This window comes from Mesorhizobium sp. 8 (assembly GCF_006351905.1).
In the GTDB taxonomy this organism is placed as follows: Bacteria; Pseudomonadota; Alphaproteobacteria; order Rhizobiales; family Rhizobiaceae; genus Mesorhizobium; species Mesorhizobium composti.
Window position 1 is genome coordinate 1,470,870 of the sequence record NZ_CP040914.1, and the last position, 18,339, is coordinate 1,489,208.

At 65.1% G+C, this 18,339-nt stretch carries 18 protein-coding genes; 7 read left to right on the forward strand and 11 right to left on the reverse strand.

The features are described from left to right. Position 1: 1 nt before the first annotated feature. On the reverse strand, positions 2-1,183 hold the full coding sequence (locus FGU64_RS06940; RefSeq protein WP_139951678.1) for an MFS transporter: 1,182 nt from the start codon (positions 1,181-1,183) through the stop codon (positions 2-4). A 208-nt stretch (positions 1,184-1,391) separates the two neighbouring features. Here FGU64_RS06940 and FGU64_RS06945 point away from each other — a divergent pair, with 208 nt between their 5' ends. The 4 genes from FGU64_RS06945 (at position 1,392) to carB (ending at position 7,329) form a co-directional block, all read left to right on the forward strand. Further along, positions 1,392-1,727 carry a helix-turn-helix transcriptional regulator gene (locus tag FGU64_RS06945; protein ID WP_139951681.1) on the forward strand — a complete coding sequence of 112 codons (336 nt, stop codon included), beginning with the start codon at positions 1,392-1,394 and terminating at the stop codon, positions 1,725-1,727. Between the two features lie 116 nt (positions 1,728-1,843). Next, positions 1,844-2,500: a dihydrofolate reductase family protein gene (locus tag FGU64_RS06950; RefSeq protein WP_139951683.1), complete on the forward strand. Its 657-nt coding sequence runs from the start codon at positions 1,844-1,846 to the stop codon at positions 2,498-2,500. Positions 2,501-2,715: 215 nt separating this feature from the next. Continuing rightward, a complete protein-coding gene (locus tag FGU64_RS06955; RefSeq protein ID WP_180375644.1) occupies positions 2,716-3,666 on the forward strand; it encodes an SH3 domain-containing protein in 951 nt (316 codons plus the stop codon). A gap of 177 nt (positions 3,667-3,843) precedes the next feature. Further along, positions 3,844-7,329, forward strand: coding sequence for a carbamoyl-phosphate synthase large subunit (carB, locus tag FGU64_RS06960; protein ID WP_139951686.1), 3,486 nt, complete (start codon positions 3,844-3,846; stop codon positions 7,327-7,329). Positions 7,330-7,430: 101 nt separating this feature from the next. Here the strand turns inward: carB and FGU64_RS06965 are convergent, their stop codons facing one another. The 5 genes from FGU64_RS06965 to FGU64_RS06980 form a co-directional block, all read right to left on the reverse strand. Continuing rightward, positions 7,431-7,997 (reverse strand): hypothetical protein, encoded by a 567-nt coding sequence (locus tag FGU64_RS06965; RefSeq protein WP_180375645.1) that lies wholly within the window; start codon positions 7,995-7,997, stop codon positions 7,431-7,433. 107 nt (positions 7,998-8,104) lie between these two features. Continuing rightward, a protein-coding gene (locus FGU64_RS06970; protein WP_139950890.1) for an IS3 family transposase occupies positions 8,105-9,234 on the reverse strand; the annotation gives its coding sequence in 2 pieces (ribosomal slippage) (positions 8,105-8,991 and positions 8,991-9,234; 1,131 coding nt in all). Between the two features lie 56 nt (positions 9,235-9,290). Continuing rightward, positions 9,291-9,425, reverse strand: a complete 135-nt coding sequence (locus FGU64_RS23715) for a hypothetical protein (RefSeq protein ID WP_281405290.1) — start codon at positions 9,423-9,425, stop codon at positions 9,291-9,293. Positions 9,426-10,336: 911 nt separating this feature from the next. Then, positions 10,337-10,855 carry a hypothetical protein gene (locus FGU64_RS06975; RefSeq protein WP_139951692.1) on the reverse strand — a complete coding sequence of 173 codons (519 nt, stop codon included), beginning with the start codon at positions 10,853-10,855 and terminating at the stop codon, positions 10,337-10,339. A gap of 130 nt (positions 10,856-10,985) precedes the next feature. Beyond that, the gene (locus FGU64_RS06980) at positions 10,986-11,993 is read right to left on the reverse strand and encodes a lytic transglycosylase domain-containing protein (RefSeq protein ID WP_246671255.1); all 1,008 of its coding nucleotides are present in this window, start codon (positions 11,991-11,993) and stop codon (positions 10,986-10,988) included. 160 nt (positions 11,994-12,153) lie between these two features. Between FGU64_RS06980 and FGU64_RS06985 the strand changes: the two genes are divergently transcribed. Further along, positions 12,154-12,717: a methylated-DNA--[protein]-cysteine S-methyltransferase gene (locus FGU64_RS06985; protein ID WP_180375646.1), complete on the forward strand. Its 564-nt coding sequence runs from the start codon at positions 12,154-12,156 to the stop codon at positions 12,715-12,717. A 21-nt stretch (positions 12,718-12,738) separates the two neighbouring features. Here FGU64_RS06985 and FGU64_RS06990 read toward each other — a convergent pair whose 3' ends face one another. Beyond that, the gene (locus FGU64_RS06990) at positions 12,739-13,080 is read right to left on the reverse strand and encodes a hypothetical protein (RefSeq protein ID WP_246671256.1); all 342 of its coding nucleotides are present in this window, start codon (positions 13,078-13,080) and stop codon (positions 12,739-12,741) included. Positions 13,081-13,357: 277 nt separating this feature from the next. Between FGU64_RS06990 and FGU64_RS06995 the strand changes: the two genes are divergently transcribed. Beyond that, entirely contained in the window at positions 13,358-13,570 is a 213-nt protein-coding gene (locus FGU64_RS06995) for a cold-shock protein (protein WP_136358829.1), read from the forward strand. 225 nt (positions 13,571-13,795) lie between these two features. On the opposite strand, the gene FGU64_RS07000 is transcribed toward FGU64_RS06995, so the two are convergent. From FGU64_RS07000 to FGU64_RS07015, 4 genes are all read right to left on the reverse strand, one after another. Continuing rightward, the gene (locus FGU64_RS07000) at positions 13,796-14,422 is read right to left on the reverse strand and encodes a glutathione S-transferase family protein (protein WP_139951698.1); all 627 of its coding nucleotides are present in this window, start codon (positions 14,420-14,422) and stop codon (positions 13,796-13,798) included. A 43-nt stretch (positions 14,423-14,465) separates the two neighbouring features. Next, the gene (locus FGU64_RS07005) at positions 14,466-15,083 is read right to left on the reverse strand and encodes a glutathione S-transferase family protein (RefSeq protein WP_136358831.1); all 618 of its coding nucleotides are present in this window, start codon (positions 15,081-15,083) and stop codon (positions 14,466-14,468) included. Positions 15,084-15,176: 93 nt separating this feature from the next. Continuing rightward, positions 15,177-16,046, reverse strand: coding sequence for an EAL domain-containing protein (locus FGU64_RS07010; RefSeq protein WP_139951700.1), 870 nt, complete (start codon positions 16,044-16,046; stop codon positions 15,177-15,179). Next, positions 16,043-16,942, reverse strand: a complete 900-nt coding sequence (locus FGU64_RS07015) for an EAL domain-containing protein (RefSeq protein WP_139951702.1) — start codon at positions 16,940-16,942, stop codon at positions 16,043-16,045. Before FGU64_RS07015 ends, FGU64_RS07010 begins: the two co-directional genes overlap by 4 nt. A gap of 177 nt (positions 16,943-17,119) precedes the next feature. Here FGU64_RS07015 and FGU64_RS07020 point away from each other — a divergent pair, with 177 nt between their 5' ends. Continuing rightward, complete coding sequence (locus tag FGU64_RS07020; RefSeq protein ID WP_139951705.1) at positions 17,120-18,322, forward strand: pyridoxal phosphate-dependent aminotransferase; 1,203 nt, start codon at positions 17,120-17,122, stop codon at positions 18,320-18,322. The last annotated feature ends 17 nt before the right edge of the window (positions 18,323-18,339 follow it).

The following is an 18,339-nucleotide window of genomic DNA, read 5'->3' on the forward strand; positions in this document are numbered from 1 at the left end:
GTCACTCGGCCGGTTGCGCGGCCAGCCTGTGCCGCGACAGCCTGCCGGCCAGCATGACGCCGAGTGCCGCCAGCGGCAGCGCGCCCGCCACCAGGCCGAGATCGGACGGCGTGGCGTATTCCAGCACGCGGCCGCCCACCACCGTTCCCAGCGCGACGCCGAAATAGATCGCCGAGGCGTTGAGCGACAGCGTCAGGTGCGCGACGTCGGGCGCGTAACTCACCACCCGGCTCGCCTGCGCCGGCGGAAACGCCCAGCCGATGATGCCCCAGGGCAGCATCAGGCCGATCAGCAGCGGACCGGACAGGTCGTGCGGCAAAAGCTTCAGATCGAGGGCGATCAGCAGGCACATGGTGATCGACAGGAGCAGCGACAGCACCACCACCCGGCCGGCGCCGATGCGGTCGGCCAGGAAGCCGCTGGACAGATTGCCGATCACCGCGCCGATGCCGAAGGAAAGCAGCATGCCCGGCAGCGCCATCTTCGACAGGCCGGCTCCTTCCATGGCGAGCGGAGCCAGATAGGAGATCACCACGAAGGCCCCGGTAAGGTAGAGCAATGTCACGAAAAGCGCGGCCGGCACACCGGGGCGCGTGATCGCAAGAAAACGCTCGCTCAATGTCAGCCGGGCGCCGCGCATGCCGCGCGGCAGCCGCCACCACAGCACCAGCGCCGTCAGGAAGCCAAGGCTGGCGACGGAGAGGAAGGTGCCGCGCCAGCCCCAGAAGGTCGCGATCAGCGAACCGAGCGGGGCGCCGAGCGCGACGGCGAACGTCGTGCCGCCGACGACCACCGAGATCGCCAGCGCCCGGTGCTCCGGTCCGGCCAGCGCCACGGCGGTCGCCTGCGCGGTTGCGGCGAAAAGGCCGGCCGCCGCCCCCATCACCAGCTGCGCCGCCAGTAGCATGGCGAACGACGTGCTGGTTGCCGCAAACGCATTGCCGGCGACGAACAGCAGCATCGCCGCCGTCAGCACCAGACGGCGGTCCATCGCGCCGGCGAAGGCGGAAAGCGTCGGCGCGCCGACCGCATAGGCCAGCGAGAAGGCGGTGATGAGATAGCCGGCGCTGGGGATGGAGATATGCGTGTCGGCCGCGATCGACGGCAGCAGCGCGGAAAAGACGAAACCGACCGTGCTCATGGCGAACGAGCCGACCGACAGCCACAACAGGCGCTTGTCCATGGGAAATGCCTTTGTTCAAAATTCATTGAACAATTGTACTTCTGTTGGCCTTCTGTCAATTCTATGCCACAACGCTCCTGCCAGCCTCATGTCATGAGGCCATGTCCGGACGCCGCAACTTGCCGGTATCGCCGGGCCACGGCATTGCATCCCGCCCCGCCGCTCGGCAGGAACGGGACCGGACGCGAAAGGAAAGCAAGACCAGGCCATGAACCCGCAGCACCCCGCCGTCGACCAGATCAGCCTTTCCAACGTGCTGGCCGCCCTCGGCGATCCCACGCGGCTGGCGATCGTGGCGGAGCTGGCACGCAAGGGCGACGGGCCGGTGAGCTGCAGCCATTTCCTGATCTTCACGTCCAAGACCAATCTCAGCTACCACCTGGCCAAGCTGCGCGAGGCCGGCGTCACCCGCACGGAAGTCAGCGGCACCAGCCGATTCACCACGCTGCGCCGCGCCGATCTCGACCAGCGCTTCCCCGATCTTCTGGCGTCGGTCATAGCCGGCGCGTCGACCGCAGACGAATCCGAAGCGCAAACGACATAAGCCGCCGCACACGTCATTTTCCTTCTCATCGATGTCGGCATCGCCGCCGGCCGTCCGTCCTTGGGACATCGAGCGCGCCTGAACCTCAGGCAAGCGCAGGATCAAGGGAGAGTTTTATGAGAAAGATCGTTGCCGCCACCTTCGTCAGCCTCGACGGCGTCATGCAGGCCCCGGGCGGGCCGGAGGAAGACCCGACCGGCGGCTTCGCCTTCGGCGGCTGGACGTTTCCCTTCTGGGACGAGGCCTCGGGCGAGGCCGTGGGCGAGATCTTCGCCGAACCCTTCGACCTGCTGCTCGGCCGCCGCACCTACGATATCTTCGCCGCCTACTGGCCTTACGCGGACAAGGACGATTCGATAGCGAAAGCCTTCAATCCGGCGAGGAAATACGTCGCCACCCACCGTCCCGAAAGCCTGGCCTGGCAAAACAGCGAGGCGCTCGGCGCCGATATCGTCGCGGCCCTGCGCGCGCTGAAAGCGCAGGACGGGCCGCGCCTGCTGATCCAGGGCTCCAGCGACCTGATCCATCAGTTGCTCGCCGCCGAGCTGATCGACGAATTGCGGCTGATGATCTTCCCGCTGGTGCTGGGCAAAGGCAAGCGCCTGTTCGACGGCAGCACCCCGCCCCGAACCTTCCGTGTTGTCGGCACCAGGTCATTCCCGACCGGCGTGATCGCGGCGCGCTATGAGCCCGCCGGTGCGGTGGCCACCGGTTCCTTCGGGCACGAAAACCCGAGCGAGGCCGAAATCGAGCGGCGCCGGACGTTGAGCTGACGTTCCGTCATCTGTGCTGCCGATGCCACGGCCGGGAGCGGAAGCGGCACGGGCTCCGCATGACGAGACTTTCAATCGCCACACTGCTCGTGCAATCTGCGCGCCGGCTCCCAGGGCAGAACAGACGAGCGGACACGTTGACGATATCGAAACCGATACCAATCCCTTCGGTCGGGGCCCGGTCGCGCCCCGCCTGCCGCTGAAGGGGCCGGCGGATGCTTCGACGCGCATTTCCTGCGCTGGCGATCCTGATTCTCGCCGGCCAGGCACCGGCGGCGGCAGAGCCGCAGGCTTCGATGGCCGTCGTGCAAGGGCTTGCCGAAGGCGATATGCTTAACCTGCGTGCCAGCGCCTCCCCCACTGGCCGGGTCGCGGCTCGCGTGCCGAACGGCACGGCCCTGAAGAAATTCGGCTGCGACACCTTCAAGGGTTACGACTGGTGCGAGGTGCAGGACATCGCCAATCCGCAGATGCGCGGGTGGGCGCCGGCACGCTACCTGCTCGACGCCGGGCCGGTGGACGACGCTGCACCCGCGATGGCCACGGGTACGACCGAAAACCCGCAGGAAGGACAACTTGCCGTGCCGCCCAACCTCGCGGCTCGCTTCGGCGAGGCGCAACCGGCTCCCGCCGACGATGCCGAGGAAAAGTCGGCGGCGATCCGCAAGGCCATGCAGGACGCCTACGGAACCGCACCGGCTGCGGAAGACGACGATACCTCCTTGCTGGACGACGGGATCGAAGGCGTCGAAGCGGATTCAGACGCCGGCAGCGACGAAGCCACGACCGCCGACGTTCCCGTGCCCACGCCGCGGCCTGGCGAGGCGACCGACGCCGCGACCATGGTGGCGCGGACGGAGGAGCCGGCCTCGTTGGCAACGGGCTCGCCCGCGCCTACCGGTGGCGACATCCCCTGCGCCCGCTATGTCGGCCAGCCGATGACCCGTTGCACGATCTCCGTGACGCACAAGGGCGAAGGTGCTGCCGACGTCACCGTGACATGGCCGGACGGCGGCACGCGCATCATCAATTTCCGCGACCGCAAGCCCGCCGGCTCGGATTCGGCCGACGCCTTCCGCTTCACGCGCGAGGGTACGCTGAACATGATCCGCATCGGCCAATCCGAGCGCTTCGAGATCACCGACGCGCTGTCTTTCGGAAAGTAAGCGGAGTTCCCGGGCCGGGGGTGAATTTCCAGCGGGAAATCGTGCATTTTCGGGGTTACATAGCCCCTCCTCCTCCCCTATAAGACCCGCCTAGCCACAGATCAGAATCCCCTTGCGCAGCGGCCGGGCCGAACCCCTGTCGTGCTTTTGCGCAGCCTGCCGAACGGACCGCCACACATGCCAAAACGCACCGATATCAAGTCGATCCTGATCATCGGGGCCGGCCCCATCGTCATCGGCCAGGCCTGCGAGTTCGACTACTCCGGCACGCAGGCCTGCAAGGCGCTGCGACAGGAGGGCTTCCGCGTCATCCTGGTCAATTCCAACCCGGCCACCATCATGACCGACCCGGAACTGGCCGACGCCACCTACATCGAGCCGATCACGCCGGAAGTGGTGGCGAAAATCATCGCCAAGGAGCGGCCGGACGCGCTGCTGCCGACCATGGGCGGCCAGACGGCGCTCAACACCGCCCTTTCGCTGCGCCGCATGGGCGTGCTGGAGCGCTACGGCGTCGAGATGATCGGCGCCGACGCGCACGCCATCGACAAGGCCGAGGACCGCGCGCTGTTCCGCGAGGCGATGAAGAAGGTCGGCCTCGAAACGCCGAAATCGATGCTCGCCAACGCCACCTCGGTGAAGGACGAGGACCGCAAGAAGCACGAGGCCGAGCGCGCCGCGCTGAAGGAGGCGAACGCTTCCGACACCGAACTCGACGCGCTCGAAACCCGCTGGAACCTCGGCGAAGGCGACCGCAAGCAGCGCTATATGGGCCACGCCATGGGCGTTGCCGCGACCGCGCTCGACCATGTCGGCCTGCCGGCGATCATCCGCCCATCGTTCACGCTGGGCGGCACCGGCGGCGGCATCGCCTTCAACCGCGAGGAATTCTTCGCCATCGTCCAGTCCGGCCTCGACGCCTCGCCGACCACCGAAGTGCTGATCGAGGAATCGGTGCTGGGCTGGAAGGAATACGAGATGGAGGTGGTGCGCGACAAAGCGGACAACTGCATCATCGTCTGCTCCATCGAGAACATCGACCCGATGGGCGTGCACACCGGCGATTCGATCACCGTGGCGCCGGCGCTGACCTTGACCGACAAGGAATACCAGATGATGCGCAACGCCTCGATCGCGGTGCTGCGCGAGATCGGGGTGGAAACCGGCGGCTCCAACGTGCAGTTCGCCGTCAACCCGGCGGACGGCCGGCTGGTGGTGATCGAGATGAACCCGCGCGTGTCCCGCTCCTCCGCGCTCGCCTCCAAGGCGACCGGCTTCCCCATCGCCAAGATCGCCGCGAAACTCGCCGTCGGCTACACGCTGGACGAGCTTGAGAACGACATCACCGGCGGCGCGACGCCCGCCTCCTTCGAGCCGTCCATCGACTACGTGGTGACCAAGATCCCGCGCTTCGCCTTCGAGAAATTCCCCGGCGCCGAACCGGTGCTGACCACCGCGATGAAGTCGGTCGGCGAAGTGATGGCGATCGGCCGCACCTTCCAGGAATCCTTGCAGAAGGCGCTGCGCGGGCTGGAAACCGGCCTCACCGGCCTCGACGAGATCGAGATTCCGGGGATGGAGGGCGGCGACGACAAGAACGCCATTCGCGCGGCCCTTGGCACGCCGACGCCGGATCGTCTCCGCATGGTGGCGCAGGCGATCCGCCTCGGCACCTCGCTGGAAGACGTGCATGCCATGTGCAAGATCGACCCGTGGTTCCTCGAGCAGATCGCCGGCATCATCGCAACGGAAGCCCGCATCCGCGAGCACGGCCTGCCTCAGGACGCCCAGAACCTGCGCATGTTGAAGGCGATGGGCTTCTCCGACGCTCGCCTCGCCTCGCTGACCGGCAAGACGGCCAAGGAAGTGGCGCATCTGCGCAACGCGCTGGACGTGCGCCCCGTCTACAAGCGCATCGACACCTGCGCGGCCGAATTCGCCTCGCCCACCGCCTACATGTATTCCACCTACGAGGTGCCGTTCGCCGGCCAGACCGCCAACGAGGCCGGCGTTTCGGACAGGAAGAAGGTGGTCATCCTCGGCGGCGGCCCGAACCGCATCGGCCAGGGCATCGAGTTCGACTATTGCTGCTGCCACGCCTGCTTTGCGCTCAACGAGGCCGGCTACGAATCGATCATGATCAACTGCAACCCGGAGACGGTCTCGACCGACTACGACACCTCCGACCGGCTCTATTTCGAGCCGCTGACGGCCGAGGACGTCATCGAGATCCTGAAGATGGAGCAGACGCGCGGCGAACTGGTCGGCGTCATCGTCCAGTTCGGCGGCCAGACGCCGCTGAAGCTCGCCGAGGCGCTGGAGAAGAACGGCATCCCGATCCTCGGCACCTCGCCGGACGCCATCGACCTCGCCGAGGACCGCGACCGCTTCCAGAAGCTGCTGCAGAAGCTCGACCTGACCCAGCCGAAGAACGGAATCGCCTATTCGGTCGAGCAGGCCCGCACCGTCGCCTCCGAGCTCGGCTTCCCGCTGGTGGTGCGCCCCTCCTACGTGCTGGGCGGCCGCGCCATGCAGATCATCCACGACGAGGGCCAGCTCCAAACCTACCTGCTCGACACCGTGCCCGGCCTGGTGCCGGAGGACATCAAGCAGAAATACCCCAACGACAAGACCGGCCAGATCAACACGCTGCTGGGCAAGAATCCGCTGCTGTTCGACACGTATCTCTCGGGCGCCATCGAGGTCGACGTCGACTGCCTGTGCGATGCGGCCCAGGGAGGCAAGGCCGTCTTCGTCTCCGGCATCATGGAACACATTGAGGAGGCCGGCATCCACTCGGGCGACTCGGCCTGCTCGCTGCCGGTTCATTCGCTGTCGAAGGAGATGGTGGACGAGCTGGAGCGGCAGACGGCAGCACTGGCCCGCGCGCTCAAGGTCGGTGGCCTGATGAACGTGCAGTATGCCATCAAGGACGGCACGATCTACGTGCTGGAAGTGAACCCGCGCGCCAGCCGCACCGTGCCCTTCGTGGCGAAAACCGTCGGCAAGCCGATCGCCAAGGTCGCCGCCCGCATCATGGCCGGCGAGACGCTGGACGGCGCCTTCGCCCATTATGGCGAAAAGCCCGACCCGCGCACGCCCGGCCATATCGCGGTGAAGGAAGCCGTCTTCCCCTTCGCCCGCTTCCCCGGCGTCGACATCCTGCTCGGACCCGAGATGAAGTCGACCGGCGAGGTGATGGGGCTGGACCGCGACTACGCCATGGCCTTCGCCAAGAGCCAGCTCGGCGCCGGCATCGACCTGCCGCGCTCGGGAACGCTGTTCGTGTCGGTGCGCGACGAGGACAAGAAAGGCATCCTGCCCGCCGTCAAGCGGCTGGCCGACCTCGGCTTCAAGGTGCTGGCGACCTCCGGCACCGCGCGCTTCCTCAAGGAGAACGGCGTCGAGGCGGAGAAGATCAACAAGGTGCTGGAAGGCCGCCCCCACATCGAGGACGCCATCCGCAACCGCCAGGTGCAGATCGTCTTCAACACCACGGACGGTCAGAAAGCGCTGTCGGACTCCAAATCGCTCCGCCGCGCCACGCTGATGCAGAAAGTGCCGTATTACACCACGCTGGCGGGTGCGGCGGCAGTGGCCGAAGCCATTGCCGCGCTGAAGGCGGGGAGCCTGGAAGTGCGGCCGCTGCAGGAGTATTTTTAAAAGCGCTCTCTATCTCCGCTTTGTGAAAGAGAAAGCGATTTCAGAGCCTGAGCGCAGTGTGCGGCGATAAAAAATGACAAAACCTGGATTGCAGGTTTTTGTCACACGATCGCTGCCTCTTTCCGCTTCGCCCTCTCCATCTTCTTCAACGCCTTGTTGATCCGCGCAGACGCTTCCTTGGCTTTGTCGCCTTCAACCGCCTCACGCTTGATCACCTCTTCCGCAATCAGGGTAGCGAGATTTTCCGGCGCCACTTTCAAATCAGGAAACAACCTTCGCAATTCCCGCCGCACGACGGAGACAACAGGTTCCGAGCAAACGATTGCGGCAACGGTGAACTTGTTGAAGAGTTGCGCCTGTTGATGGAAGGCGTCCATCGCGTCGGTGGTCAGCCCTTCCTTGGCGAACAGAAACAATTGCTGAAGGTGATCCTGATTTTTGGGGCTGACGCCCGCGAGATCGAACCGGCACACCTCCTCGTGGCTGATCTGGTTCGCGACATAGATGCGGATCAGCCGCCATTCGACAGCATTCGTCAGGATTACCCAGTGAATGCCTTGATGTGCACCGTAATCGATGACCTGCCGCAAATGATTGTCAGCAAGGCTGCTTCCCGCTGACTTCACTTCTATCAACAGCCTCAACTTGCCGCCGATCTTAACCGCCAAGTCGCAATATGTGGCTTTTATCTGATGTTCGAGGTCAGTTCCTCGTATTTGTCGTATCCGAAGATATCGGCAAGTGAATAGCCCCGAGTTTCGTGGACGCCCTCGGGTTACATTTCCTGCTGCCTTTCGAACTCGACGGGTGACAGCATCCCGTTTCTGACGTGCTTGCGCTTCGCGTTGTAGAACATTTCGATGTAGTCGAACACGTCCTGCCTTGCCTCTTCGCGTGTTCGGTAGGTCCTGCGCCGTATCCTCTCGCGCTTGAGGAGATTGAAGAAGCTTTCGGCCACGGCGTTGTCATGGCAGTTTCCGCGACGGCTCATCGAGTGCTCGAGATTGTGGTGCTTCAGGAAGGCTGCCCAGTCCATGCTGGTGAACTGCGAGCCCTGATCCGAGTGGACCAGGACCTTGCTCTTCGGCTTTCGACGCCACACGGCCATCAGCAACGCCTGCAGAACGACGTCGGTGGTCTGGCGGCTCTGCAATGACCAACCGATGACGCGGCGCGAGAACAAGTCGATCACCACGGCCAGATAGGCAAAGCCCTCCTGGGTCCGGATATAGGTGATGTCTGTCACCCACGCCTTGTCCGGCGAATCGACATCGAACTGTCGAGCCAAGGTGTTGTCGACCACGACTGATGGCTTGCCGCCATGGGAACCGGGCCGGCGCTTGTAGCCGATCTGTGCCTTGATCCCGGCCAGCTTCGCGAGACGGGCGATGCGATTGACACAACTGGTCTCTCCCTGATCGAGGAGGTCGTCGTGCAGCTTGCGATAACCATAGACCCTGCCACTCTCCTTCCAGGCCTTTCTGATCAGATCAGTCTGACGTGCGTCTTCCCGAGCCCGTCTGCTCAACGGGCTCTTCAGCCATGCATAGAAGCCGCTGGGTCGGATGCGCAGGCAGCAGCACATCGCCCGCACCTTGAACTGCTGGCGATGCTCGGCAACGAACGCGTATCTCACCTTGCATCCTTGGCGAAATACGCGGTGGCTTTTTTTAAGATGTCGCGTTCCTCGGTGACGCGTGCCAGTTCCTTCTTCAGCCGACGGATCTCCGCCGCCTGATCGCCATCAGTCGAACCGGATGGCTTCGAGAACTTCCTGCGCCACGCGTAGAGCGAGTGCTGGCTGACGCCGAGCCGCTTCGATACCTCCGCAACGGGGTAGCCCCGCTCGGTGATCTGCGCGACCGCATCACGCTTGAACTCGTCACTGAAATTGCCAGTCCCCATCACGGCCTCCTTGCCTCAAAATTAGGGAAGAAGGCGTCCACAAATCTAGGGGCTATTCAAAGGATGTCCTTCACCAAAGTGACGGTGTCAGCTTCGGCAACATCGGCCTTTTGCTGTGCGGCAGCAATCTTCTGGTATTTTTTGAGATCAGCCGTTATCCGCTCAACAAATTTTTTCGGTAGCTTGGTCATGTTACGTCCCCTCCCGGACCAATACTGCGCACGGAGAGGGATTCGGACAAGCTTTTTCGCTGAAGTTCGGGAATCTCGCGGCCGTCATCCCGGAAGCTGATCGCAGCGCAGCGAAGATCTGCTATCCGGGATCCATTCCGGAACATCGGCAAGGTTACGGACTGGATCCCGGCTCTGCGCTCGCAAGCTCGCTTGGCCGGGATGACGAAGTGGTGGTGGCTGCCCGGGCGAAAAAATTCTCCGAAACTTATCCCCTCTCCCGCACCTCCCCCATACTCACACCCAGCTTCTCGCGCGGGAACACCGGTCATGACGGTGATTGCGTGGCGGGAGCCGGCGCCTCCGGTGGTTGCTCAACATAAGCAACTGCCCGGGGAGGTTCCGTCCAAGGCTTCCCCTACGGGTATTACGGCCCGTGTGCGCTGGACGAGCGCTGCAAGCCATCGGCCGGTGTCGGCGCAAATGCCGGCATCGTGAGCTGCGGTGAAGCGGAACGGACGGGAACAGAAATCGCCGGCTGGGGTGAGAACCCGGTTCGCCGCAGGCGAAGTGAAAGGTCCAGTGGACCTTTCAAAGGGTTCGAACGCCCTGAGCCCTAGCGAAGGGCCGGTGGGAAACCGCGCCGCACTTTTACACTCGGAAGGCACGGCATCCCACGCCCGCTTCCCGACCTTCTCCCCTCGGCGCGAGGGGAGCGTTCTTCGATCAATGGCCAGACGGACGAAAATCCGGGCGTGACGATGAGGAGTGATGCGCATAGCGCACGAAAAGCCCTGAACGGGCTTTTCGAACGACGAATGGTGAAAGACCGGCCCGCCCTCGGGCGAATCAAAACGTCCGGTGGACGTTTTGAAGATCTTGAACGCCAGAAGGGCTGAGAGCCGTAGCCAAGGGCCTGAAGCGCGCCGCCCTCAATGCGCTGCGGCGGTCTTGCCATTTTTCTGCGCCAGTTCCATGGCGCGCAGTTCGCCCTCGGTGACTTCCTGGCGCAGGAAGGTGCAGGATTTCTCGGTGGTCGCGGCGGCGCGGCGGGCGGCCGACTGCCATGACAGTGTGGCCAGCATGCCGTCGGCATGCGCCTCGGCGTCGCTCGCCGCCTTCAGCGCCGGCGCGTTCGCCACCCCGCAGCGCGGCGCGATCAGCACCGAAAGCGCATAGGTGTGGGTGAAGGAGGTCTCGGCGGCGAGTTCGGCCGAGATCGAGGACACCTGCATGGCGTCCTTGCCCTGCCCGCCTTCGCCGTCCGCCGCGCGGGCGACCGCGCCGGCCTCGGCGCCGGCAAGCAGCATCCAGCCGGCATAGCCGCCGCCGGCCAGGACGAGCGGCGCCAGCACCAGCAGCGCGAGCTTCAGCCCGGAGCGTTTCTTCGGTCCATCGCCTGCTTTTTTGGAGAGGGCGGGCTTGGCGGATCTGGCAGGCGGTTTGGTCATGCGGCCTTCAAGCATACCGGCCGTTAGGAGCAGGTAAGCCGCATCGGTCGCAATTTATGTTTTCGGCTGCCGGCAAGCGGATGGTTAAGGGGTCTCGTCGCTTCCGCACCTTCGCCGGTTGCGGTGGGTTTCAGCTCTCGGAGCCAACCGGAACCACCGGCGGGCGCACGATTCCCTCGGGATCGAGCGTCACCTCCACTCCGGCCCGGCGCCGCTTGCGGTCCTTGCCGAGGCCTGTCTCCTCCAGCATGCCCTTGCGCTTGGCCTCATAGTAATAACCGGTCTGGTACAGCCAGTCGGCGCGCTTGGCGTTGCGGCCGGAAACCAGCCAGGCGCCGCGCAGGTATTTCACCGCGTATTTCAGGTTGGTCTCTGCGTCGAACAGGCCGCTGGCCGAGCCGCTGTAGCCCATGCCGCGCGCCGTCGCGTGCTTGATCTGCATCAGCCCCCAGTGGCCGTTGTTGTAGGCCTTGGGATTGAAGGTGCTCTCGCGGTTGACGACATGGCGGACCAGTTCCACCGGGACTTCGTAGAGGGCGGCGTATTTGGAAATCAGCGTTTCGACGTCGGCGCGGCCGCGAACGGTCGTGCGCGGAAAGTCACCGGCGGGCTCGGTCTTCAGGACCGCCGGCGCAAGATAGGCCGGTACCGTCCCGCTATAGGCGATCGGCGTCACCGGCAGGCTCGATACGGCCGAGGCCACGAGCACCGGCGCGGCCGGGAAGGTTTTCGTGAGATCAGGCTTCGCCTCGTCGCTTGCGAATCGGGCTGCGTCCGGCTGCACGGCGTCCTGCTTTGCTGCGGTCGTGGCGACCGCCGGCTGGGCCGCGTCTGCCGCCACCTGCGCGGGTGCCGGGGCAGTCGCGGGCGTCGCCCCGGCAAAGGCGGCCGGCTGCATCTCGAGCGTCGCAGTCTGGACCGCCGCCAGCACGGACGGCTCCGGCAGCACCGCCACCGTCTCCGGCAAGGCCAGCGCGAAGCCGGCGTCCGTCGTTCCCGACACCGTCGTCTCCGTCACCCCCACCGTCGGGCCGGCGAAGCCCGGCGCCGGCGCAACGGTCGATGTCGAAGTGCAGCCGCCGAGGGCTGCGCCGCACAGGGCCATGCCGATCAGGGTAAGGGGAGCTCTTGCTGGCAAGCCGCGGTCGAAGTCCGTTAGTCTGATTTGTTAACGGAGTCCTTACACCACAGGTTTTGCCGGAGCAACCGGGGCGGGTGGCGGTTTTCGGGTGGCGAGTCGTCCGTGAAAATGCGATATTGTTCGCGGTTTGTACCGAAGATGACTGCGAGGAATCGCCATGACGCACGCTGTCGGCCATATCATATTCGAGACGCAACTGGGCTTCATGGGCCTTGCCTGGAGTTCGGCCGGGCTGACGCGGCTCTGCCTGCCGCAATCGAGCCGCGAGGCGGTGGAGCGCCGGCTGCTGCGGCTGGACGACATTGCCGGCCCCGACAGCGAAACGCCGCCGCAATGGGTGGCTGACCTGATCGCCGCCATCCGCGCCTATGCCCAGGGCGAGACGGTCGACTTCTCCGGCGTGCCGGTCGATCTGGCCGGTGTCGACGATTTCCGGCTCGCCATCTACGACGCCGCCCGCAAGCTCGCCTTCGGCGAAACCGTCACCTATGGCGAACTGGCCAGCCGCGCCGGCCATACCGGCCTCGCCCGCGAAACCGGCGCAGCACTTGGCGCCAACCCGGTGCCGCTGGTCATCCCCTGCCACCGCATCCTGGCGGCCGGCGGCAAGATCGGCGGCTTCTCAGCACCCGGCGGCTCGGCCACCAAGGAAAAGATGCTCGGGCTGGAAGGTGTGCGCGTCGGCCCGCCGCCGGCGGCGCAAGCCTCGTTCGGTTTCTGAAGGTCCGGCCCGGACAGCCCGTCAATCGAAGGGGAAGATGAGGCGGCGACGCCGGTCGTCGAAATCGACCCGCTGGCATTTGTAGACCGGGCAGGATTTCAGGTCCGCGCTCGGCACGTAGCTCCCTGCCCTCACCTCGTCGAAATTGCAAAATCGCCCGGACGCGACATAGCGGTCATAGAGCGTGAGCGAGGGATTGCGCGGCGAGCGGTAGCGCAGGATGACGGCGCCGTTTCTTTCGACGACGGCCTGGACCCGATCGCAACTCATGCGGGTCGGATCGTAGCGCGAGATCGCCCAGGCGTCGGCGGAAAGCAGGCCAACGCACCCGGCAACCAGAAGGGCTTTCACGAGGATCTTCATGGCGCTTCTCCGCAGGTTCGGCCGTCCATGCCGCCGCAACGCCGGCCGCCGGCAACGGTTCCACAAGATTGAGGCCGCTTTTCGCTCCGGTACGCCACCGCGTTGAAATGGCCTTGTTTTCGACGCATACCGCCTCTATATACGGCACATTGATATTCGGCCGATCGATCCGGGCCTCGCGGTTTTCGCGTTCGCTGACGTCTTTCTGCAAAATCTCGATACCAAGCCGGGCTTCTGGCCCGACACGTCAACGTAAAGTGAACTTAAGGAAAATCGCATGGCTACCGGAACCGTCAAGTGGTTCAACTCGACCAAGGGCTACGGCTTCATCGCTCCCGACAATGGCGGCGCGGACGTTTTCGTCCACATCTCCGCCGTCGAGCGCGCCGGCATGACCTCGCTGGTCGAGGGACAGAAGATCAACTTCGAGATCGAGCAGGACCGCCGTACCGGCAAGTCGTCCGCTGGATCTCTGAGCAAGGCAGCCTGATTTGACGAAGGCGCGCGGCGGATAGCATCCGCAGCGCCCGGCAAGTCACGGATGTACTGGCGGCCGCGCGACAAGCGCGCCGGAGCGGGACGGACCCGACAAGTCGAAGCGGCGGATTGCCGCCGGCCCGGCCGAAACGTTCCCATCAGGCTACCGAGCATGGAAGGCGGGCTTTGTCCCGCCTTTTTTGTTGCCTGCCGCGCCCCGCTGCCCGTAGCGGGCGTATCAGGCCGGAGCGATGAACGGCTGCGAGATCGCCCGGAACACCGGCAGCGCCTCCAGCCTCTCGGCATGCGCCTTCAGCGCCGGGTAGGCGTCCATCGCCACCAGCCCCGGATGCGCGTCGTTGAGATGGCGCAGCGCGCAGGCGACCGCGACGTCGGCATGGCCGATCCGTTCGCCGAACCAGTACGGGCCGGCGCGTCTGGTTCGATCCTCCTCCAGCACGCCGAGGGCGGCCTCGATCTGCACGCGGCAACGCCCGGCCCATATGTCCGACGGCGTTTCGTGCAGGTGCAGTTCGTAGAACAGCGCCACCGCCTTGTCGGCCATCCCGGTCGCCAGCGCGGCGATCCTGAGCGCCTTGTGGCGCTCCGGCTCGGCGCGCGGGAACATCGCCTGCTCCGCCGGCACCAGGCCGTCGAGATAGTCGAGGATGATGTGGCTTTCGACCAGCGCCTCGCCGTCGTCCAGCACCAGCGTCGGCACCCGCGTCAGCGGATTGTGGGCGCTGATCTGCCCGGCATCGCCGAAGGACGACCAGGGCCGGTGCTCGAACGGCAGGCCGTAAAGCGTCAGGGCGATGCCGACGCGCCGAACGAACGAGGAATCGTATTGGCCGATCAGGATCATGCGCGGATTTTCCGATTCATCTCGTCAATCGCCCTGCCGTCGATCAGGCGGCGGGCAGCCACTCGATCGGTACATGGCCCGGATCGGCCTCGACCCGCTTCAGCCATGTCGCGACGGCTGGATAGGCATCGATCTGGAAACCACCCTGCTCGGCCGTGTGGGTGTAGGCATAGAGCGCGATGTCGGCGACGCTAAGGGCCGTGCCGGCGAAGAAGGGGCTCTGCTCCAGCCGCTTGTTCATGACGCCGAGCGCCTTGTTGCCGCGCTCGAGCGTCAGCGCCAGCCGTTCGGGCGTGGCGTCCCTGGCACGCTCGGGGAAAGTCAGCAACGCCTTGCGCACGGCAATGTAGGGTTCGTGGCTGTACTGCTCGAAGAACAGCCATTGATAGGCGAGAGCCCGTTCGTAGCGGTCGGCCGGCAGGAAGCGGGTCCCTTCGGCCAGATAAAGCAGGATGGCGTTGGATTCGGCGATGCGCCGGCCGTCGTCCAGTTCCAGCAACGGCACCATGGCGTTGGGATTCTTGGCGACATAGTCGGGCTTGCGGGTGTCGCCGGTATGCGAGCTTACCTCGATATTGGTGAAGGCGACGCCGAGCTTGGCCATCAGCAGGCGCGGCTTGTAGCAATTGCCGCTGTCGGTCATGCCGTAAAGGATCGTCATCGTTCCACCTGTGTTGCGGCGGCAGCATGCTCCTCGGCCACCGATCCATCCAGTAATTTGTTTTCACCGTTGTCCATCAGCATCGATGATGGATCAGGTCCCGGTCTGGCCGAACAGCGGAATCACCTTGGCGCTTGGCCTGAGCAGCGCATCGAGTGCCAGCGGCTTGTCGGGAAAGATCGTGCCGACCAGCGCCGGCTTCGCCATCAGGAAGCCTTGCAGGAGATCGGCGCCGCCGTCCAGCGCCACGCGCAGCTGCTCCGGCTGTTCGATGCCTTCGACGAGAACCTGCGCCCCATGGTCGTGCAGCAGCGAAAGCAGCGGCCTGAACAGCTTCTCGGCGGCGGCGTGACGGCATACGTCCGCGAACCAGCCGCCGTCGATCTTGACGATGTCCGGTTCGAGCAGGCGCAGCCGCTCCTCGGTCGAATGCCCCGCGCCGAAATCGTCGATGGCGATGCGCAGTCCGTTGCGCCGCATTTCGGCGACCACGCGCTGCAGGACGGCCTCGTCGCTCGCCGCCTGCTCGGTGATCTCGCACACCAGCATGTCGCCCTTCAGGCCGAAGCTGCCGAGATGGCGGGCCATCAGCCGGATCTCGGCCAAGGCCCGGCCCAAATGGTCGTTCACCTGCGGATTGTAATTGAAGAACAGGGTGAGCCCGTCGACGCCGAGGAACTGGAAATTGTGCAGATGCAGCGCCCGGCACAGGGACTCGACATAAAGCCTGTCCTTTGCCGGCACGCCCTCCAGGAACGTTCGCGGCGGCACCGGCTGCCCGCCGATCTGCGGCTGGATCAGCGCTTCGATGGCGACCGGCACCAGGCAGCCGTCGCGCGGCGCGAAGATCGGCTGGTAGGCGCTGCGCAGCCGGTACTCGCCGTAGATGCCGTACTCCAGGCCGATCTCGTCGGCAAAGATCGATTGGCCGATGTCGCGGCGCCGTTCGCGAACTGTGGTCATTGCGCCACCCGCCTGCCGAACGCCCTCGCACGTCGACCGTTCGCCGGCGCTGTCGCCGACTGAGGACGCGGCTCTCTCGCTTCTGCGGCTGCCGTCTCGGCCCCGTCCGGGCCGAATGCGCCAAAACTGGTCGGCACGACTTCCGGCCGCGCCAGCGCGTAGCCCTGCACCATCGAGGCACCGGATTTCTCGGCGAGGTCGAGTTGCCAGCTCTCCTCGATGCCCTCGAAGACGGTGCGGATGTCCTGTTCCTCGAAAGTGCGCACCATGGTCGCCAGCAGTGCGAAACCGGGGCCGGAATCCATCAGCCGCGTCAGCCATTGCGCGTCGAACTTGACGATGTCGGGCTTGAGATCCTTGATGCGGCCGATGTCGGAATCGTCGGCGCCGTAGTCGTCCACGGCGATGCGGAAGCCGCTGGCGCGCAGCGCGTCGACGAACTGGAAAAGCGTTTCCTGCGAAGTCGACCGTTGCTCGGTGACCTCGCACACCACGCGGCGCGGATCGATCCCCGCTTCGTGCAGCACGAGCCGCATGTCGCGCAGCGCCTGGTCGGAAATGGCGCGATCCACGAACACCGACGGGTCGAAATTAACGAAGACGGCCGCCTCGACGGGCAGGCATGCGCCGGCGTTGAGAAGATGCAGCGTGCGCGTCAACGTCTCCACATGCAGGCGGTCGCGCGCCGGGCAGGTGGAGAAGAAATTCTGCGGCGATTGCGGCTCGCCGTCGCGGAACGGCCGGATCAGGCCCTCGAAGGCGGCGATCTCCAGCCTGCCGTCGTTGAAGGCGAAGATCGGCTGGAAGGCGCTCTTCAGTGCATAGACCCCCCACACACCGCTGGAGGTGCCGTCGTCATGGCGGATGATGTGGGCGAGCCCGATGCTGCGCGACAAGGCTCCCTCGCCGGATCGACCGAAACCGCGTCACTTTAGCCGATCAGGTTTTATCGCTCGTTAATGCGGCGCGGCGGCTCGCTGGCTCAGCCGTCCGTGCTTGCACTCGCGTTCCCGATGCGACAATAGAGGCGCGCGGCTGCTCCTGGCCGCGCGATCTTCTGGAGACGAACAGTCATGGCCTTCCTCGCCGACGCCCTTTCGCGCGTAAAGCCCTCCGCGACCATCGCGGTGACGCAGAAGGCGCGCGAGCTGAAAAACGCCGGACGCGACATCATCGGGCTTGGTGCCGGCGAGCCGGATTTCGATACGCCGGACAACGTCAAGAACGCGGCGATCGAAGCGATCCGCCGCGGCGAGACCAAGTATCCGCCGGTCTCCGGCATCGCGCCGCTGCGCGAGGCGATCGCGAAAAAATTCAAGCGCGAGAACAACCTCGACTACCAGCCTGCGCAGACCATCGTCGGCACCGGCGGCAAGCAGATCCTGTTCAACGCCTTCATGGCGACGCTGAACCCCGGCGACGAGGTCGTCATCCCCCGCCCCTACTGGGTCAGCTATCCCGAGATGGTGGCGCTCTGCGGCGGCACGGCGACCTTCGCCGAAACCTCCATCGCCAACGGCTTCAAGCTGACGGCAGCCGCGCTGGAAAAGGCGATCACGCCACGGACAAAATGGCTGGTGATGAACTCGCCGTCGAACCCCTCCGGCGCCGCCTACACGGAGGCCGAACTGCGCGCGCTGGCCGACGTGCTTTTGAAGCACCCGAACGTCTGGATTCTGACCGACGACATGTACGAGCACCTGACCTATGGCGACTTCGTCTTCAGGACCATCGCCGAGGTCGAACCGAAGCTCTACGAGCGCACGCTCACGATGAACGGCGTGTCGAAAGCCTACGCCATGACCGGCTGGCGCATAGGCTATGCCGCCGGCCCGCTGCCGCTCATCAAGGCGATGGACATGATCCAGGGCCAGCAGACGTCGGGCGCCTGCACGATCGCGCAATGGGCGGCGGTCGAGGCGCTCAACGGCCCGCAGGATTTCGTCAAGAAGAACAAGGCGATCTTCCAGGCTCGCCGCGACCTCGTCGTCTCCATGTTGAACCAGGCGCGCGGCATCACCTGCCCCTCGCCGGAAGGCGCGTTCTACGTCTATCCTTCCTGCGAAGCGCTGATCGGCAAAAAGACGGCCGCCGGCACGGTCATCGACAGCGACGCCACCTTCTGCTCCGAATTGCTGGAGGCCGAGGGCGTGGCGGTGGTGTTCGGCTCGGCCTTCGGCCTCGGCCCCAACTTCCGCATCTCCTACGCGACGTCGGAGACGCTGCTGGAGGAAGCCTGCACGCGCATCCAGCGCTTCACGGCCGGCCTCAACTGATCCGGCCAAGCGATTCC

Excerpts from the sequence above, each read along its gene's own strand:
- FGU64_RS06990 (WP_246671256.1), bottom strand. The coding sequence starts at position 13,080 with ATGAAGATCCTCGTGAAAGCCCTTCTGGTTGCCGGGTGCGTTGGCCTG.
- FGU64_RS07010 (WP_139951700.1), bottom strand. The coding sequence starts at position 16,046 with ATGACCACAGTTCGCGAACGGCGCCGCGACATCGGCCAATCGATCTTT.
- FGU64_RS06995 (WP_136358829.1), top strand. The coding sequence starts at position 13,358 with ATGGCTACCGGAACCGTCAAGTGGTTCAACTCGACCAAGGGCTACGGC.
- FGU64_RS06950 (WP_139951683.1), top strand. The coding sequence starts at position 1,844 with ATGAGAAAGATCGTTGCCGCCACCTTCGTCAGCCTCGACGGCGTCATG.
- carB (WP_139951686.1), top strand. The coding sequence starts at position 3,844 with ATGCCAAAACGCACCGATATCAAGTCGATCCTGATCATCGGGGCCGGC.
- FGU64_RS06975 (WP_139951692.1), bottom strand. The coding sequence starts at position 10,855 with ATGACCAAACCGCCTGCCAGATCCGCCAAGCCCGCCCTCTCCAAAAAA.
- FGU64_RS06940 (WP_139951678.1), bottom strand. The coding sequence starts at position 1,183 with ATGGACAAGCGCCTGTTGTGGCTGTCGGTCGGCTCGTTCGCCATGAGC.
- FGU64_RS23715 (WP_281405290.1), bottom strand. The coding sequence starts at position 9,425 with ATGACCAAGCTACCGAAAAAATTTGTTGAGCGGATAACGGCTGATCTC.
- FGU64_RS06955 (WP_180375644.1), top strand. The coding sequence starts at position 2,716 with ATGCTTCGACGCGCATTTCCTGCGCTGGCGATCCTGATTCTCGCCGGC.
- FGU64_RS07020 (WP_139951705.1), top strand. The coding sequence starts at position 17,120 with ATGGCCTTCCTCGCCGACGCCCTTTCGCGCGTAAAGCCCTCCGCGACC.
- FGU64_RS07000 (WP_139951698.1), bottom strand. The coding sequence starts at position 14,422 with ATGATCCTGATCGGCCAATACGATTCCTCGTTCGTTCGGCGCGTCGGC.
- FGU64_RS06945 (WP_139951681.1), top strand. The coding sequence starts at position 1,392 with ATGAACCCGCAGCACCCCGCCGTCGACCAGATCAGCCTTTCCAACGTG.
- FGU64_RS07005 (WP_136358831.1), bottom strand. The coding sequence starts at position 15,083 with ATGACGATCCTTTACGGCATGACCGACAGCGGCAATTGCTACAAGCCG.
- FGU64_RS06985 (WP_180375646.1), top strand. The coding sequence starts at position 12,154 with ATGACGCACGCTGTCGGCCATATCATATTCGAGACGCAACTGGGCTTC.